Source organism: Bradyrhizobium sp. 14AA (assembly GCF_054185205.1).
In genome coordinates this window covers 170,850-185,794 of record NZ_JAVAYM010000009.1, presented here as the reverse complement: position 1 = coordinate 185,794, position 14,945 = coordinate 170,850, and the positions used below count along the sequence as shown (strand labels likewise).

The following is a 14,945-nucleotide window of genomic DNA, read 5'->3' as shown; positions in this document are numbered from 1 at the left end:
CAGAATCAGGGCACACGGAACGACAAACAGCCGCACCTTGCGATGCGCCTGCCACCGACCGTTCTCTTTCATCCGGACTTTAACCGTCGGCTTCGGAGTTGCACCGAATCTGCTGACCCTTCCCCTTGGCAAAAAGACCTTAGGGAAGGCGCTCGCGGGCTTAGGCCTTTCGGCCCTTACCGCCGGTGGGGACTTTCACCCCGCCCTGAGAACATCGGCCGTCCGGGATGAACGGCCTGACCGGAAATATGGCGCCGGTTCGGCGCCGCAGCAAGCGCGTTCCGCATGGAAAAACCGCATGGTCCCATGCCGCCATGGCGGTGCGGCGCTCGCGCGGCGGAATTAACGATCGGCGCCTTTCGCAAATCCGATTCCGGTTTGTTCTCTTCGTTAAGAATTGTGGCCGAGAGATGAGCTGTGGACGAACGAGTCCTGGCTTGTGGACGGACTCGGCAGCCAGTTGCGCAGATTCCGCAAATCACATCACTTGATCCGCGACAGGCCCGCGCTGATCCGAGGGGATCGCCGTAACGACGCTAAGGGAGCGCGCGCCGGGCCTAACCGCGTGCGTATCAAAGACAACAAAAAGGCAAGAGGTCGAGACGGCATGTCCCTGCTCGAAGGCACTATCGATTCCAAAAGCCATCCGCTCGCCGTGGTCGAGGATATCGCTGCCAGCAACAACTGGCCGTTTGAACGCTCCGGCGAAGACGAACTCACGATTGTCTCCAAGGGACAATGGACCGACTACCAGATCTCCTTCACGTGGATGGGCGAGATCGAGGCGCTGCATCTGGCGTGCGCGTTCGACATGAAGATTCCGGTTGCGCGGCGCGGCGAGGTGCAGCGGCTCGTCGCCGCGGTCAACGAGCAATTGTGGGTCGGGCACTTCGACCTCTGGACCAACACCGGCATGATCATGCACCGCCAGGCCCTGGTGCTGCCGGGCGGGCTCACTGCCTCGACCGCGCAATGCGAAGCCATGCTCGCCGGCGCCATCCACGCCTGCGAGCGCTATTTCCCCGCGTTCCAGTTCGTCGTGTGGGCCGGCAAGACCACGACGGAAGCGATGAACGCGGCGATGTTCGATACGGTGGGCGAGGCGTAGGGCGCGCTCACGACGCGAGGGGAGCACAGCTCCCTCCCCGTCGTCCCGGCGCAGGCCGGGACCCATACCGCGTGATGCCCCTTGTGGCACGCGGCTTGTTGCCACCACCTCCATCCATTAGAACCAGTCGTGGTTATGGGTCCCGGCCTTCGCCGGGACGACACCGAGTTTGTGGTGACCACAGTGGCTAACAACAGCACTCTTCAAAACATCACCGGCACCATCCTGCTCGCCGGCGCCGGCAAGATGGGTGGCGCGATGCTGACGGGATGGCTGGCGGGCGGGCTCGATCCGCGCCGCGTCGCGGTGGTGGATCCGCACATCTCGCCCGAGATCACGGCACTTGCCGCCAAGGGCGTTGCGCTCAATCCCGATGCGAAGGCGGCAGGCGCCGTCGAGACGATGGTCGTCGCGGTGAAGCCGCAGATGTTCCGCGAGGCCGGCGCCAGGCTGAAATCGTTTGTCTCGGACAAGACCTCCGTGGTCTCGATCATGGCGGGAACCACAATCGCTTCGCTTGCGGACGTCTGCGGCGGCGCCGTGGTGCGCGCGATGCCGAACACGCCGGCCGCGATCGGCCGCGGCATCACCGTCGCCGTCGCGGCGAACAACGTCAGCGCCGCTCAGCGCGCGGTGGCCGACGCATTGCTGCGCGCCACCGGCTCGGTCGAATGGGTCGAGGATGAAGGTCTGATGGACGCGGTCACCGCCGTATCCGGCTCGGGCCCGGCCTATGTCTTCCTGCTCGCCGAAGAGCTCGCCCGCGCCGGTGTCGAGGCCGGCCTGCCCGAAGCACTGGCGACGAAGCTTGCGCGCGAAACGGTTGCCGGCTCCGGCGAGCTGCTGCACCAGTCGGACCTTCCCTCCAGCACCCTGCGCCAGAACGTCACCTCGCCCGGCGGCACCACTGCCGCGGCACTCGGCGTGCTGATGGGCGAGCCCGGCCTGCGCGACCTGATGATCCGCGCGATTGCGGCGGCGACGGCGCGGTCGAAGGAATTGGCGAAGTAGTATGAGGTCGTAGGGTGGGTTAGCCGAAGGCGTAACCCACCTCTTCTATTTCCACGGCAGCAGAAGTGGTGGGTTACGCTGCGCTAACCCACCCTACGGCACCGGGCTTGCCGTTACTTCCCCAGCCGCTTGTTGAACATCTCGACATTGACGAGCCCGCGCGCGTGGCGGCCCTCGCCGAGCTTGCGCGTGCCCTCGAACGCCTCGACCTCGAAGCGGATGACGCGGCGCTCGACCGCGACGACCTTCGCGGTGGTCCGAACCGTCGCACCGACGAGGGCTGCTGCAAGATGCCGGATGTCGACCTCGGTGCCGACGGTGACCCAGCCCGGCTGGAGCGCGGCGCGGATCGCATCGCCCGACGTCATCTCCATCTCCAAAATCATCATCGGCGTCGCATAGACAAAAGGCATGCCGGGCACGAAATGCCCGACCGTGCGCTCCACCGGCACCACCAGCGTGCGCTCGGCGCTCATGCCGATCGTGATGAAGTCGCGTGCGTCCATGGTCACTCCATCCGTCGTCCCGGCGCAGGCCGGGACCCATAGCCACAGGACGTAGTTTGGCGAAGACTCGGAGTTGCCAGCCTGCGCCCCAACGTCTTCCTGGGAGTATGGGTCCCGGCCTGCGCCGGGACGACGGCTGTGATTGTTGCTGCGGCTGTGCCTAACAGCGCCTACTTCTTCGCAGCCGCCGCGCGCTCCACGAACGTCTTGCCGCCCTTCATCTTGTGGCGGAGCGGGGCTTCGTTGATCTGGATGACGACGGCATCGGCGTCGACGCCGAGATTCTTCACCAGCGCCTGCGTGATGTCGCGCATCATGCCGGCCTTCTGCTCGTCGGTGCGGCCTTCGGCCATGCTGACGGTGATCTCAGGCATTGTCTTCTCCCTGCTGCTGTCGCATTGGCCGGGCACACCCCGGCCGTTCATAGTGGTGCGCATCAAACAGGACGTGGATGCCCGGGACAAGCCCGGGCACGACGCTGCTAGCGAATGGCTAGCCCCAGCTCACGTCATGGCGCGCCAGGACCTCGCGCACTTTTGCAACGAGATCGGCTTCGCTGCACGAGAACTGCGCCGGGCGGCTCTCGCGCCACTCCTGGTTCGAAGCAATCGCGGCCGCGGCTTTCGCGCCCTCGATCAGGTCCTTGACCTGCACCTCGCCGCGCGCCTTTTCATCCGAGCCCTGGATGATCACGCAAGGTGAGTTGCGGCGGTCGGCATATTTGAGCTGGTTGCCCATGTTCTTGGGATTGCCGAGATAGAGCTCGGCGCGGATGCCGGCTCCGCGCAAGGACGCGACCATCTTCTGATAGTCGGCGACGCGATCGCGTTCGAACACGGTGACGACGACGGGGCCGAATTCGGGCCGCGTGTCGAGCTTGCCGAGCAGGGTCAGCGCGGCCTGGAGCCGCGAGACACCGATCGAGAAGCCGGTGGCCGGCACCGGCTCGCCGCGGAAGCGCGAGACGAGACCGTCATAGCGGCCACCGCCGCCGACCGAGCCGAACCGCACCGGGCGGCCCTTCTCGTCCTTGGTCTCGAGCAGGAGTTCGACCTCGTAGACGGGACCCGTGTAGTATTCGAGGCCGCGCACGACGGAGGACTCGAAGCGAATGCGATCGTCGTGGAAGCCACATAAAACAACAATGTTGGCTATCTCACGCAGTTCCTTGATACCGGCAAGTCCGTCGCGTGAGCTTCCAACCAGCTTTTCCCAAGCATCAAATCGAGCATTCCAGCCGACAAGCAATCGCTCAGCTTGGGACAAAGACGAACCCGCAAAACCTGTCGCATAAGCTGCACTCAAGTAATGAATAAGGGCATCGATGGCGGAAGCATCGAGCATCGCTCCCTTCGTGAAGTCGCCACTTTCGTCTTTGCGCCCATCGCCGAGGAGTTGCTTCACGCCCTCAAATCCCAACCGATCGAGCTTATCGATGGCGCGAAGCACAGTTAGCCGGCGGCCAGAATTTTCTTCGCCACCTAGCCCAATGTTCTCCATAACTCCATCGAGCACCTTGCGGTTGTTGACCTTGACCACATACTGGCCACGCTCAATTCCGAGCTTTTCCATCGTGTCCGCGGCCATCATGCAGATCTCGGCATCCGCCGCCGGCGTCGCCGAGCCGACCGTGTCGGCGTCGAACTGCATGAACTGGCGGAAGCGGCCGGGGCCGGGCTTCTCGTTGCGGAACACGTAGCCCACGCGGTAGCTGCGGTAGGGCAGCACAAGACCATCCGTCCCGTATCGCTCGCCGACATAGCGCGCCAGCGGCGCGGTCAGGTCGTAGCGCAGCGAGATCCACTGCTCGTCGTCGTCCTGGAACGAGAACACCCCCTCGTTCGGACGGTCCTGGTCGGGCAGGAACTTGCCGAGCGCATCGGTGTATTCCATCGCCGGCGTTTCCACGGGCTCGAACCCGTAGAGCTCGTAGACGGCGCGGATCTTCTCGACCATCTCGCGCGTCGCCCGGATCGCTGAGGGGTCGCGATCCTCGAGCCCGCGCGGCAGGCGCGCCTTCAGTTTCTGGGGTTTTTTGGCCTTATCTCTCATGCCCGGCGTTTACCAGCCGACGCGGGGGGCGGCAACTGCCGGCTCGTCCTACGGCCGCTCCATCCGGGCCCGCAGGGCATCCGTTTCCGCCTTTGGCAGCGACTTCAGCGTCGGTTTGATGGTTTCGCCGCCGACGATCTTGCCGTTGCGCATGAACATCCAGTCCGAGATGTCGGCTTCGGTGAACTCGACCTTGTCGCCTGCCCGCTTGCCGGGCAGATCGCGCGGTTCGTTGGCGAACAGGCCCGAATACGCCCCGTTCGGCAGTTTCTTTACCTCGGCCATCCAGATGTGCTCGCCGCCCTTGCGGGTCGAAAAGCGCACCTTCAGGGCGTGCCCGGTCTCCGACGGCTTTGGCGCGTCATAGGAGGCCCAGAAGGTCGGGAGCGTGCCGCGGGCACGCGCGATCGCGGCATTCATCTCGGGATCGGTGGTGCGCACATCGACGATCGGCGAACGGTCGTCCGCGGCAACCTCGTGCGTGGGGCCGATGGTCAGGAGGCCGAAAACGGAGACGCCGGTGATTACGGCGAGAACGACCCATTTCATGGGTTGGGAGAGTTTGGATGCCATGTTCGCGATGCCCAGGATGCTTCGATGTCTCCTGGCTTTGTCGCGTGTCGGCAGCGGCACGTTCATAGCGCAATATGCCACAAACGCTGCGCTTTTCCCCTCTCCCTGGAGAGAGGGGAAATGCTCTGATCGTCGATCAAAACACCTTGCGGATCCAATTGTGCGGATCGTTGGTGCGGCCGTACTGGATGTCGACGAGCTGCTTGCGCAGACCCATGGCGACGGGGCCGGCGGCGCCGCCGCTGATCTCGAAATCGCCGCTCACCGAGCGCACCTTGCCGATCGGCGAGATGACGGCGGCGGTGCCACAGGCGAACGCTTCCTTCAGCCTGCCGGAGGCGGCATCCTTGCGCCACTGATCGAGCGAGTACGGCTCCTCGCGCACCGTCTTGCCGGCGTCCTTCGCGAGCGCGATGATGGAATCGCGGGTGATGCCGGGCAGGATGGTGCCGAGCGGCGGCGTCGATAGCGAGCCGTCATCGAACACGAAGAACACGTTCATGCCGCCGAGCTCCTCGATGTAGCGGCGCTCGACCGCATCGAGGAAGACGACCTGATCGCAGCCGTGCTGGATCGCCTCGGCCTGCGCACGCAGGCTCGCGGCATAATTGCCGCCGCATTTGACGGCACCGGTGCCGCCGACCGCGGCGCGCGTATAGTTCTCCGAGACCCAGATCGACACCGGCGCGGGACCGCCCTTGAAGTAGGAGCCGACCGGTGAGGCGATGACCGCGAAGATGTATTCGGACGACGGCTTGACGCCGAGGAAGGTCTCGCTCGCGATCATGAAGGGGCGCAGATAGAGGCTGCCCTCGCCGCCCGGCATCCAGGCGCGGTCGATACGCACGACCTGCTCGACCGCCTCGATGAAGACGTCTTCGGGCAGCTGCGCCATCGCCATGCGATCAGCCGAGTCCTTGAAGCGTCGCGCATTGGCGTCGGGGCGGAACAGATTCACGCCGCCGTCGTCGCGCTTGTAGGCCTTGAGGCCTTCGAAGATTTCCTGCGCGTAGTGCAGGACGGCGCCGGCCGGATCGAGCTGGAAATTGGCGCGCGCCTCGACGCGCGCCTCGTACCAGCCGCCCTTGGCCTGGTTGTAGCGGACGATCGCCATGTGATCGGTGAAGACCCGCCCGAAGCCGGGGTCCACGAGCTTGGCCACGCGGTCCTTCTCTGACGTCGGATTGGATGCGGGCTGGATGTCGAATTTCATGCTCATTTCCTTGGCTCCCGCTGCCGTCGGCGGCGCTGTTCTGGCGCCGGCCTACCCTGTTTCGGGTCCGGCTGGCTTGTTTGGGTTTCTGGCCGGACCACCGCCAGCCTTGTTATGGGCCGGTTTCCGTGGCCAGCATGTCGTCGAGGACATGCTTTTGCGGAAGGCGGAAGTCCAGTATGTTTTGCCGAAATGCCGCTCGACAATCGCACGGTAGATATGATCCGGCCGTCGTCGCCTGTTCGGCTAACTCCGGCCGTTCCTCGAAATGCCACCCGACGCGAAACGATCTAAAATTTCGTGCGGGTCGATCGTTTTGTAACATTGAACCCAAGATACGTCAATATGCCTGACATAAATTTCGCGACTCCCCCCCAAGACGCTGCCGAGCCTCGGCCGGCCGCAGGCGATGGAGGCAATTTGCGCTGGGATATCATCGAGCTGTTGTTCTTCGCCTATCGCGATTTCGTCGGCGATCCCGACCAGGAGTTGGAGGCGTTCGGCTTCGGCCGGGCCCACCACCGGGTGATGCATTTCGTCTACCGCTACCCCGGTCTGAAGGTTGCCGACCTCCTCGACGTCCTGCGCATCACAAAACAGTCGCTCGGCCGGGTGCTCAAGCAGCTGCTGGACGAGGGCTATATCGTGCAGAAGACCGGCGACAATGACCGCCGCCAGCGCCTGCTCTACGCAACGCCGAAGGGCGAGGCGCTGGTGCAGAAGCTCGCCGGCCTCCAGACCACGCGGATCACCAAGGCGCTCGCCGAGATGGCGCCGCAGGATTCCGAGACCGTCAAGCGCTTCCTGCGCGCGATGATCGACCGCGACGATCCCGACAAGGTGCTCGAGACCATCTTCGCTTCCGTCAACCACGACGCCAAGGAGTGACCGTGCCGCTCGCTGCCACGCTCGCCCGCCCGCCGGCACGCCCGGCCGACGACGCGCCGCATCTTCTGCTGGTCGATGATGACCGCCGCATCCGCGATCTCTTGTCGCGCTTTCTCGCCAGCGAGGGCTATCGCGTCTCGACCGCCGCCAGCGCGAGCGATGCGCGCTCGAAGCTGATGGGCCTGCATTTCGACCTGCTGATCCTGGACGTCATGATGCCCGGCGAGACCGGCTTCGATCTCGCCCGCTTCATCCGGACCTCCTCCTCGGTGCCGATCGTCATGCTGACGGCACGTCATGAGGCGGAAGCGCGCATCGAGGGCCTGCAGATCGGCGCCGACGATTACGTGGCAAAGCCGTTCGAGCCGCGCGAGCTTGCGCTGCGCATCAACAACATCCTCAAGCGCGCCGCCCCGCCGCCGCAGGCCGCAGCGGTGGAGAAGATCGCTTTCGGCCCCTACGTCTACCATCTCGATCGCGGCGAATTGCGCCAGGGCGAGGAGGTCATCCATCTCACCGATCGCGAGCGCGAGATGCTGCGGATCCTCTCGGAGACGCCGGGCGAGACCGTGCCGCGCAGCGCGCTGACCGGCAATGGCAGCGTCAACGAGCGCGCCGTCGACGTGCAGATCAACCGCCTCAGGCGCAAGATCGAGACCGATCCCGCCAATCCGCTGTTCCTGCAGGCGGTGCGCGGCATCGGCTACCGGCTGGTGGCCTCGCCATAGATCAAGTGAAGCGCGACCAATGAGCACGATCGATACCGGCCTGACGCTGCTGAAAAGCGCCGCAGGGCGCGTCTCCGCCGCCAATGGCTGGATGGGCAACGCGTTCAAGGGCTGGATGCCGACCGGCCTCTATGCGCGCGCGCTCCTCATCATGATCGTGCCGATGGTGGTGCTGCAATCCGTCGTCGCGTTCGTGTTCATGGAGCGGCACTGGAACACGGTGACGCGCCGCCTGTCCGCCGCTGTGGTGCAGGACATCGCCGCGCTGATCGACGTCTACAAGGGCTATCCGCAGGACCGGGACCGCGACCAGATCCGCCGCATCGCCCAGCAGCGCCTCGGCCTCGTCGTCGATTTCCTGCCCGCCGGCGACATGCCGCCGCCGGGACCGAAGCCGTTCTTCTCGCTGCTCGACCAGACGCTGTCGGTGCAGCTCGGCCGCCAGATCGGACGCTCGTTCTGGATCGACACGGTGGGCCGCTCCAACCTCGTCGAGATCCGCATCCAGCTCGACGATGCCGTGATGCGCGTGTTCGCACAGCGCAGCGCCGCCTACGCCTCGAACTCGGAAATATTCCTGTTCTGGATGGTCGGCACGTCGTCGATCCTGCTGATCGTCGCGGTGCTGTTCCTGCGCAACCAGATCAAGCCGATCCTGCGCCTTGCGGACGCCGCCGAAAGCTTCGGCAAGGGCCGCGAGGCACCGAACTTCCGCCCGCGCGGTGCACGCGAGGTGCGGCGCGCGGCGGTTGCCTTCCTCGAGATGAAGTCGCGCATCGAGCGCACGATGGAGCAGCGCACCGCGATGCTCGCCGGCGTCAGCCACGATCTGCGCACCATCCTGACCCGCTTCAAGCTCGAGCTGGCGCTGATCGGCGACAGTCCCGAACTCGAAGGCATGCGCAAGGACGTCGACGAGATGTCGATGATGCTGGAGGATTACCTCGCCTTTGCCCGCGGCGATTCCGGCGAGCAGTCGCAGCCGACCGACATGGCGCAGGCGCTCGAGGAGCTGCGCAGCGACGCCGAGCGCCACGGCCACACCGCAACCGTCGCCTTCCACGGCCTGCCCGTGGTGACGGTGAAGCCGGCCTCGTTCAAGCGCTGCCTCGCCAATCTCGTCACCAACGCGGCGCGCTACGGCAAGAGCATCGCCATCACCGGCCAGCGCGATCACCGTTATTTGACCGTCACGGTCGACGACGACGGCCCCGGCATTCCCGCCCATTTGCGCGAAGAGGTGTTCAAGCCGTTCCTGCGGCTGGACAACGCCCGCAACCAGGACGAAGGCGGCACCGGCCTTGGCCTTGCGATCGCCCGCGACATCGCCCGCTCGCATGGCGGCGACATCACGCTCGGCGACAGCCCGATGGGCGGATTGAGGGCGAGCGTGAGGATTCCGGTGTAGCCGCCGTAGCTCGGATGGCTGCTAGACGGCGTGCAGCTGGTCGGCAAGATCGATGAAGCCGGCCGCATAGATGTCGAACCAGCTCTCGGGCGAGATATCGGGCGCAGCGTCAGGCCCGAACTCCAATGGGCGAGGCACGAAAGCCGTCTTCATGCCGAATGCCCGCGCCGCTTTCAGATCGTACTTGTGGCAGGCAACCATCAGGATCTGATCGGGTCGACAGCCGAGATAGTCGACGGCGAGCTGATAAACTGCCGGCGCAGGTTTGTAGCTCCGCGCCAGCTCCGCCGTCAGCACGGCATCGAATGGCAAGCCGGCATTCCTGACCAGAGCGATCACGCTGGCCATGCCTGCGTTCGACAACGTCGATGTCAGATAGTGTCGGCGAAGACGCGTCAGTCCCTCGATCGCATCCGGCCAGGCGTCGATCCTCGTCCAGACATTGTTCAGCTCGTCACGCTCGGCGGCATCGAGGCGATCGGACAAACCATGTATCTCCACGAGCTTGTCCAGCGCCTCCCGGTAGATGCGATCGACCCGCACCCAGCTCCTGCGGCCTGCGATCACGGCGTCCATGGCGGCGCGGTAATGCTCACGCCATTCTGCTGAAAAAGCAGCCCAGTCGATCTCCAGCCCTTTTTCGCCGTTGATCGCCGCCCCTGCACGCAGGATGGGCTGGTAGAAATCGACGCAGGTGCCCTGAACGTCGAATGCAATCGCCTTGACGTCCGCCATTTGGCCAAGGCCGATCATAACACCCGCCTACTTCGGCAGCAGCGCCTTGAGCTTGTCCATATCGCGCACGTTCATCTTGAAGCCGCCGGGCATCACGATGTCGCCGGGCTTCTGGTCCGGCTTGCAGGCGCCGAGCCATTTGGCTTCGAGCGTCACGGCGGTATCGCGACCCGCCGCGCCCGCGGCGCGGCCTTGCGCGTGCGAGGTGGTCTTCACGGTGTAGGCCGAGTTGAAGTCGCCCGTGATCTCCGCATGCGAGGTCGTGCTCACGCCGGCGACGTTGCACTCGGAATCGCTGACATAGCCGGTCGCGGTCTTCTTGATCTCCTGCTTGGCGCAGATCTGCTTGGCCATCGGGGAGACGTTGTTGCTCATCTCCTTGTCGACGGTCTCGTCGGTGCAGTGCTGCATGGTCATGTCGGGCGCGGGGGAGCCGGTCCTGACCATCTTCAATTCCCATAACCCGGCCTTGCGCACCGGCAGGTCGTCTGCGCAGGCCGCACCTGCCGACAAGACAAGGCAAAGGGTCGAGCCGAGCAAAGCAAGCTTGCGCGTCATGTCGGAGGCTCCCGGCTGAGAAATGCGGCGCTGTGAAAGCGCCTCAGTAGAGCGTGCGGATCGGCTGGTTGGCGGCGCCATAGGGCACCCAGCGGCAGGAGAACGAGATGTAGCCGCCCTCATAGGCCTGCACCGCCAGGAACTTCACGACCTTGCCGTAGCGCGCGCAGTGATCGACCGCGACCTGCCGGGCATCGACCTGGTTGGCCATCGAATAGGCGATGATGCCGCCGGTGTCGTTGCCCTTGAACGGAGGCACCGGAAGGATGTCAGCGCGCGCCGACTGGCTCGCCATCATACCCAAGGCAAGAAGGCCCGCGGCCGCAATGATTCGCATTTCCGTCACTCCAATTGGCTGGCCCCAGTTTACGGTGCCGGGATGGAAGTGAAAAGAACTGAAGCCCTGCCGGCCGCGACGTTGTGATCAAGTCCTGGCCAAGTGTTGCCGCGCTGCACTTGACCTCCCCCCGCCTTCGCGGCACCGTCCGACCTTCGCAAGACTTTAGCTGTCCGGATTGCCCATGCGCGCCCCCTCCCTGAAATCGCTCCGCTTTGCCGCCGTGCTCGGCCTCGTGTTCGGGGCGCTGTCGCTGGGTGAGGCCAGGGCCGCCAACCCGCTCGAGCTGAACTTCTGGCTCAGCGGGCCGCGCTACGACGGTGCCGTCGCCGATTGCGACAGGGCGCTGCCGACGATCGCCACCCAGTTCTGGGAGAAGGAAAGCTCGTTCTGGAATTCTTCCTTGAAGATCACCGGCTTCTCCGCCGTTCGCGAGATCGCGTTCCGGCCCTGGCAGTCCGACAACATTCCGCGCCGCTATTGCACCGGCGAGGCCATGCTCAACGACGGCAAGATGCGCAAGGTGCACTTCTCGATCATCGAGGATGGCGGCTTCGCCGGCTACGGCAATGGCGTCGAATGGTGCGTGGTCGGGCTCGACCGCAACTGGGCCTACAATCCGGCCTGCCGCGCCGCCAAGCCCTGATTCGGTAGGCCTTGATTCGATGGCCCTGATTCGGGCCGGCCAAGGCGGCGGCCTGAATTTTGTTCTTGAAATGTTCTTATCGCCTGCTAGGCTTGCTTGCACAGTCTAGTTGAGAGGCGTTGCCATGTTTCATTCCAGATTGCATTCGTTCTCCCGCTTGATGATTTCGCTGGCCCTTGCCGCCGGGCTGGCCTCGCTCGCCGGCGGCGCGAAGGCCCAGGACAAGCGGCAGAACGCGCCCGGCGAATTCGACTTCTATGTGCTGTCGCTGTCGTGGTCGCCCTCGTTCTGCGAGGAGGCGGCCGAGCGCGGCGGGCGTTCGCAGATCCAGTGCAGCGGGCGGCCCTATGCTTTCGTGGTGCATGGGCTGTGGCCACAATATGAGAACGGTTTTCCGGAATATTGCCAGCGGCCGGCGCCGCGGCTGAACCGCAGCATCGTCTCCTCGATGCTCGATCTGATGCCGGCGCCGGGCCTGATCTTCAACGAATGGGACAAGCACGGCACCTGCTCCGGCCTCGCCGACCGCAGCTATTTCGAGACGATCCGCAAAGCGCGCGCCGCGATCAGGATCCCGGCCGAATATCTCGATTTGTCGCAGGCCAAGACCGTGGCGCCGTCCGAGGTGGAGGAAGCCTTCATCAAGGCCAATCCGGGGCTCAGCAATGCCGCCGTCTCGGTCACCTGCAACCGGACGCGGCTGTCCGAGGTTCGCATCTGCCTCAGCAAGGACCTGCAATTCCGCGCCTGTGATGAGATCGAGCGGCGCGCCTGCCGCCGCGACCAGGTGACGATGCCGCCGATCAGGGGTGGGTAGTTTCGCGAAACTGGCCGTCGCGTCGTCATGGCCGGGCTTGTCCCGGTCATCCACGTTTCACCACGCGGCACGAAGGACGTGGATGCCCGGGCCTTCGCCACGCCGAAGGGAGCTTCGGCCCCGCAGGCGGGACAAGCCCGGGCATGACGAGTAGAAGAGGCTGCGCATTCTTTCTCGTGAGCAGCAGATCTTCGCCATGAACTATCGCCACGCCTTCCACGCCGGCAGCTTCACCGATGTCATCAAGCACATCGTGCTGGCGCGCATCATCACCTATTTGCAGGACAAGCCGGGCGCGTTCCGCGTCATCGACACCCATGCCGGTGCCGGCCTCTATGATCTCGAAAGCGACGAGGCGCAGCGCGGCGGCGAGTGGCTGACCGGCATCGCGCGACTGATGCAGGCACGCTTCTCGAACGAGACCATCGCGCTGACCAAGCCCTATCTCGACATCGTGCGCGCCTTCAATCCGAAGGGCGAGCTGAAGGCCTATCCGGGCTCGCCGCTGATCGCGCGCGGCCTGCTCAGGCCGCAGGACCGCCTCGTCGCCTGCGAACTCGAGCCGAAGGCGCGGAAAGCGCTGATCGGCGTGCTGCGCCGCGACGAACAGGCCCGCGTGGTCGACCTCGACGGCTGGGTGGCGCTGCCGGCCTTCGTGCCGCCGAAGGAGCGGCGCGGGCTCGTGCTGATCGACCCGCCGTTCGAGGCAAAGAACGAGTTCGACAAGCTCGGTGAGGCCTTCTCGGCGGCCTTCGCGAAATGGCCGACCGGTATCTACGTAATCTGGTATCCGGCGAAGAACCGGCGCGCCACGGACGCGCTGGTGCAATCGGTGGCGCGGCTCGCAGCCGCAGCAAAACCGCCGGGCAACTGCCTGCGGCTCGAATTCAGCGTCGCTCCGCAAGCCGACGGCGCCGCCCTCACCTCCACCGGGCTCCTGATCGTCAATCCGCCCTACACGCTGCACGGCGAGCTCAAGACCATCCTGCCCGAGCTGGAAATGCCGCTCGGCCAGGGCGGCGCTGCCAGATTCCGATTAGAGGTACCGAGGCCGTAACACTCCGGCATTCTTGGGAAAAATATGCAGGAGCGGTAGTCAATCCGCGGAGAACCGTATTATGCTGTTTCCGTGACTGGCTTTACGTTCCGCTTCCGCGAATGGTTGCGGCGGAGTGAAGGCCGAAGAAAGATCCAGCCGGACCGTTGCGGTCCGCCCAAGGATGGCCAGCTCTCACGGGCTTCGTGATGCCCGGTCATGTCGTGACGTGCGTCTGCGTCGCGACGGAGGAGCAATGAGGGGGAGTTTCCCGATGGCCATGACGGGAACGGTTAAGTTTTTCAACGGCGAACGCGGTTACGGTTTCATCAAGCCTGACGACGGCGGCCGCGACGTGTTCGTGCATATTACTGCTGTAGAGCGTGCGGGACTGAAGGATCTTGCCGAAGGACAGCGCATTACTTTCGAAGTCGAGCCGGACAAGAAGGGCAAGGGGCCGAAGGCCGTCAACCTGGTCATCCTCTCCTAGCCGTCTGGCGCAAAACACCTGACACAAAAAAATTCCCGGCCGCGAGCGGCCGGGAGGTTGTAGTCCGGTATTTTCTTCTTCAGCTATCAGAAGTGATAGTTCACGCCTGCGCGCACAACGCTGGCGCTATAGCCGTTTGACACGCCTGTAATTGCGAACTGGCTCGACGACAGATCGATGTAGAGATATTCGAGCTTCGCGCTCCAGTTCGGCGCGAAGCCGACTTCTGCGCCGGCACCAATGGTCCAGCCCGCGGTGGTGTGCGACTCCGTCCAGCCGAAGGTCTGCGCACGCAGCTCGCCGAAGGCGAGGCCGGCGGTGCCATAGAACAGGATGTTGCTGAAGGCATAGCCCGCGCGGCCGCGCAGGGTGCCGAACCACGGATTGGAGAACTTCCACGGCGCGAAAGTGTCGTCCGCGCCGGCGGCCTGGATGTCGCCTTCGACGCCGAACACAAACGGGCCGTTCTGGAAATTGTAGCCGGCCTGGACGCCGCCGACGAAGCCGGACGGTTTTGCCGGATTGTTGTCGACCGAGCCCCATTCATAGCCGACGTTGCCGCCGAGATACGGGCCGGCCCAGCTATAGGCGTTCAACGGCTGATTGACCGTATAGGGCGCACGCTGCCCGTAATTGAGATCGGCGGCCTCTGCCGAAGCCGTCCAGCCGGCTGCAACCAACGCGGCTGCGCCCACAACGAGCCCCTTCATCACACACTCCAACGCAACTGTCGCAACCGGTGCGATGCCTGACGCCGCCGCGCCGGCCATGCCGCATGGTTACGGAACCACCACTCTTTCGCGTAAGATTTATCGAGAGTTTTAAGTTAAAGGCCTGTT

At 64.5% G+C, this 14,945-nt stretch carries 18 protein-coding genes and 1 riboswitch; of the genes, 9 read left to right on the top strand and 9 right to left on the bottom strand.

Annotated features, from left to right (window positions below):
* Positions 1-56 precede the first annotated feature (56 nt).
* Positions 57-217, bottom strand: a riboswitch (FMN riboswitch).
* Positions 218-607: 390 nt separating this feature from the next.
* Both RAD15_RS18570 and proC read left to right on the top strand, forming a co-directional pair.
* Positions 608-1,108 carry a YbjN domain-containing protein gene (locus RAD15_RS18570; protein WP_458179674.1) on the top strand — a complete coding sequence of 167 codons (501 nt, stop codon included), beginning with the start codon at positions 608-610 and terminating at the stop codon, positions 1,106-1,108.
* 135 nt (positions 1,109-1,243) lie between these two features.
* On the top strand, positions 1,244-2,119 hold the full coding sequence (proC, locus tag RAD15_RS18565; protein WP_458179673.1) for a pyrroline-5-carboxylate reductase: 876 nt from the start codon (positions 1,244-1,246) through the stop codon (positions 2,117-2,119).
* Between the two features lie 113 nt (positions 2,120-2,232).
* On the opposite strand, the gene RAD15_RS18560 is transcribed toward proC, so the two are convergent.
* From RAD15_RS18560 to RAD15_RS18540, 5 genes are all read right to left on the bottom strand, one after another.
* Positions 2,233-2,625 carry a thioesterase family protein gene (locus RAD15_RS18560; RefSeq protein ID WP_458179579.1) on the bottom strand — a complete coding sequence of 131 codons (393 nt, stop codon included), beginning with the start codon at positions 2,623-2,625 and terminating at the stop codon, positions 2,233-2,235.
* 170 nt (positions 2,626-2,795) lie between these two features.
* A complete protein-coding gene (locus tag RAD15_RS18555; RefSeq protein WP_458179672.1) occupies positions 2,796-3,050 on the bottom strand; it encodes a tautomerase family protein in 255 nt (84 codons plus the stop codon).
* 67 nt (positions 3,051-3,117) lie between these two features.
* Positions 3,118-4,581 carry a histidine--tRNA ligase gene (hisS, locus tag RAD15_RS18550; protein WP_458179671.1) on the bottom strand — a complete coding sequence of 488 codons (1,464 nt, stop codon included), beginning with the start codon at positions 4,579-4,581 and terminating at the stop codon, positions 3,118-3,120.
* Positions 4,582-4,725: 144 nt separating this feature from the next.
* Positions 4,726-5,250, bottom strand: a complete 525-nt coding sequence (locus RAD15_RS18545) for a YegJ family protein (RefSeq protein WP_458179578.1) — start codon at positions 5,248-5,250, stop codon at positions 4,726-4,728.
* 136 nt (positions 5,251-5,386) lie between these two features.
* A complete protein-coding gene (locus RAD15_RS18540) occupies positions 5,387-6,469 on the bottom strand; it encodes a branched-chain amino acid aminotransferase (protein WP_458179577.1) in 1,083 nt (360 codons plus the stop codon).
* A 339-nt stretch (positions 6,470-6,808) separates the two neighbouring features.
* Between RAD15_RS18540 and RAD15_RS18535 the strand changes: the two genes are divergently transcribed.
* The 3 genes from RAD15_RS18535 to RAD15_RS18525 are packed head-to-tail and all read left to right on the top strand — an operon-like array spanning position 6,809 to position 9,487.
* Complete coding sequence (locus RAD15_RS18535; RefSeq protein ID WP_458179576.1) at positions 6,809-7,351, top strand: MarR family winged helix-turn-helix transcriptional regulator; 543 nt, start codon at positions 6,809-6,811, stop codon at positions 7,349-7,351.
* Complete coding sequence (locus RAD15_RS18530) at positions 7,348-8,079, top strand: response regulator (RefSeq protein WP_458179575.1); 732 nt, start codon at positions 7,348-7,350, stop codon at positions 8,077-8,079. The genes RAD15_RS18535 and RAD15_RS18530 overlap by 4 nt, the downstream gene beginning before the upstream one ends.
* 19 nt (positions 8,080-8,098) lie before the next feature.
* Positions 8,099-9,487, top strand: a complete 1,389-nt coding sequence (locus RAD15_RS18525) for an ATP-binding protein (RefSeq protein ID WP_458179574.1) — start codon at positions 8,099-8,101, stop codon at positions 9,485-9,487.
* Between the two features lie 21 nt (positions 9,488-9,508).
* Here the strand turns inward: RAD15_RS18525 and RAD15_RS18520 are convergent, their stop codons facing one another.
* Genes RAD15_RS18520 through RAD15_RS18510 form a run of 3 tightly spaced genes read right to left on the bottom strand, consistent with a single transcriptional unit; the run spans position 9,509 to position 11,117 of the window.
* Positions 9,509-10,240 carry a haloacid dehalogenase type II gene (locus RAD15_RS18520; protein ID WP_458179573.1) on the bottom strand — a complete coding sequence of 244 codons (732 nt, stop codon included), beginning with the start codon at positions 10,238-10,240 and terminating at the stop codon, positions 9,509-9,511.
* A 9-nt stretch (positions 10,241-10,249) separates the two neighbouring features.
* Entirely contained in the window at positions 10,250-10,780 is a 531-nt protein-coding gene (locus RAD15_RS18515; protein WP_458179572.1) for a DUF3617 domain-containing protein, read from the bottom strand.
* A gap of 43 nt (positions 10,781-10,823) precedes the next feature.
* Entirely contained in the window at positions 10,824-11,117 is a 294-nt protein-coding gene (locus RAD15_RS18510; RefSeq protein ID WP_458179571.1) for a hypothetical protein, read from the bottom strand.
* Positions 11,118-11,301: 184 nt separating this feature from the next.
* Here RAD15_RS18510 and RAD15_RS18505 point away from each other — a divergent pair, with 184 nt between their 5' ends.
* The 4 genes from RAD15_RS18505 (at position 11,302) to RAD15_RS18490 (ending at position 14,106) form a co-directional block, all read left to right on the top strand.
* Complete coding sequence (locus RAD15_RS18505; RefSeq protein ID WP_458179570.1) at positions 11,302-11,763, top strand: hypothetical protein; 462 nt, start codon at positions 11,302-11,304, stop codon at positions 11,761-11,763.
* Positions 11,764-11,887: 124 nt separating this feature from the next.
* Positions 11,888-12,580 carry a ribonuclease T2 family protein gene (locus tag RAD15_RS18500; RefSeq protein WP_458179569.1) on the top strand — a complete coding sequence of 231 codons (693 nt, stop codon included), beginning with the start codon at positions 11,888-11,890 and terminating at the stop codon, positions 12,578-12,580.
* A 196-nt stretch (positions 12,581-12,776) separates the two neighbouring features.
* The gene (locus RAD15_RS18495; protein ID WP_458179568.1) at positions 12,777-13,637 is read left to right on the top strand and encodes a 23S rRNA (adenine(2030)-N(6))-methyltransferase RlmJ; all 861 of its coding nucleotides are present in this window, start codon (positions 12,777-12,779) and stop codon (positions 13,635-13,637) included.
* A 253-nt stretch (positions 13,638-13,890) separates the two neighbouring features.
* Entirely contained in the window at positions 13,891-14,106 is a 216-nt protein-coding gene (locus RAD15_RS18490; RefSeq protein WP_008544396.1) for a cold-shock protein, read from the top strand.
* An 86-nt stretch (positions 14,107-14,192) separates the two neighbouring features.
* Here RAD15_RS18490 and RAD15_RS18485 read toward each other — a convergent pair whose 3' ends face one another.
* A complete protein-coding gene (locus RAD15_RS18485) occupies positions 14,193-14,816 on the bottom strand; it encodes an outer membrane protein (protein ID WP_458179567.1) in 624 nt (207 codons plus the stop codon).
* Between the last annotated feature and the right edge of the window lie 129 nt (positions 14,817-14,945).

What these genes read in the sequence shown, in the direction of transcription:
- RAD15_RS18500 (WP_458179569.1), top strand. Translation starts at nt 11,888, where the DNA reads ATGTTTCATTCCAGATTGCATTCGTTCTCCCGCTTGATGATTTCGCTG.
- RAD15_RS18505 (WP_458179570.1), top strand. Translation starts at nt 11,302, where the DNA reads ATGCGCGCCCCCTCCCTGAAATCGCTCCGCTTTGCCGCCGTGCTCGGC.
- RAD15_RS18540 (WP_458179577.1), bottom strand. Translation starts at nt 6,469, where the DNA reads ATGAGCATGAAATTCGACATCCAGCCCGCATCCAATCCGACGTCAGAG.
- RAD15_RS18555 (WP_458179672.1), bottom strand. Translation starts at nt 3,050, where the DNA reads ATGAACGGCCGGGGTGTGCCCGGCCAATGCGACAGCAGCAGGGAGAAG.
- RAD15_RS18485 (WP_458179567.1), bottom strand. Translation starts at nt 14,816, where the DNA reads ATGAAGGGGCTCGTTGTGGGCGCAGCCGCGTTGGTTGCAGCCGGCTGG.
- hisS (WP_458179671.1), bottom strand. Translation starts at nt 4,581, where the DNA reads ATGGTCGAGAAGATCCGCGCCGTCTACGAGCTCTACGGGTTCGAGCCC.
- RAD15_RS18535 (WP_458179576.1), top strand. Translation starts at nt 6,809, where the DNA reads ATGCCTGACATAAATTTCGCGACTCCCCCCCAAGACGCTGCCGAGCCT.
- RAD15_RS18560 (WP_458179579.1), bottom strand. Translation starts at nt 2,625, where the DNA reads ATGGACGCACGCGACTTCATCACGATCGGCATGAGCGCCGAGCGCACG.
- RAD15_RS18570 (WP_458179674.1), top strand. Translation starts at nt 608, where the DNA reads ATGTCCCTGCTCGAAGGCACTATCGATTCCAAAAGCCATCCGCTCGCC.
- proC (WP_458179673.1), top strand. Translation starts at nt 1,244, where the DNA reads ATGGGTCCCGGCCTTCGCCGGGACGACACCGAGTTTGTGGTGACCACA.
- RAD15_RS18495 (WP_458179568.1), top strand. Translation starts at nt 12,777, where the DNA reads ATGAACTATCGCCACGCCTTCCACGCCGGCAGCTTCACCGATGTCATC.
- RAD15_RS18545 (WP_458179578.1), bottom strand. Translation starts at nt 5,250, where the DNA reads ATGGCATCCAAACTCTCCCAACCCATGAAATGGGTCGTTCTCGCCGTA.
- RAD15_RS18515 (WP_458179572.1), bottom strand. Translation starts at nt 10,780, where the DNA reads ATGACGCGCAAGCTTGCTTTGCTCGGCTCGACCCTTTGCCTTGTCTTG.
- RAD15_RS18525 (WP_458179574.1), top strand. Translation starts at nt 8,099, where the DNA reads ATGAGCACGATCGATACCGGCCTGACGCTGCTGAAAAGCGCCGCAGGG.
- RAD15_RS18520 (WP_458179573.1), bottom strand. Translation starts at nt 10,240, where the DNA reads ATGATCGGCCTTGGCCAAATGGCGGACGTCAAGGCGATTGCATTCGAC.
- RAD15_RS18490 (WP_008544396.1), top strand. Translation starts at nt 13,891, where the DNA reads ATGGCCATGACGGGAACGGTTAAGTTTTTCAACGGCGAACGCGGTTAC.
- RAD15_RS18510 (WP_458179571.1), bottom strand. Translation starts at nt 11,117, where the DNA reads ATGCGAATCATTGCGGCCGCGGGCCTTCTTGCCTTGGGTATGATGGCG.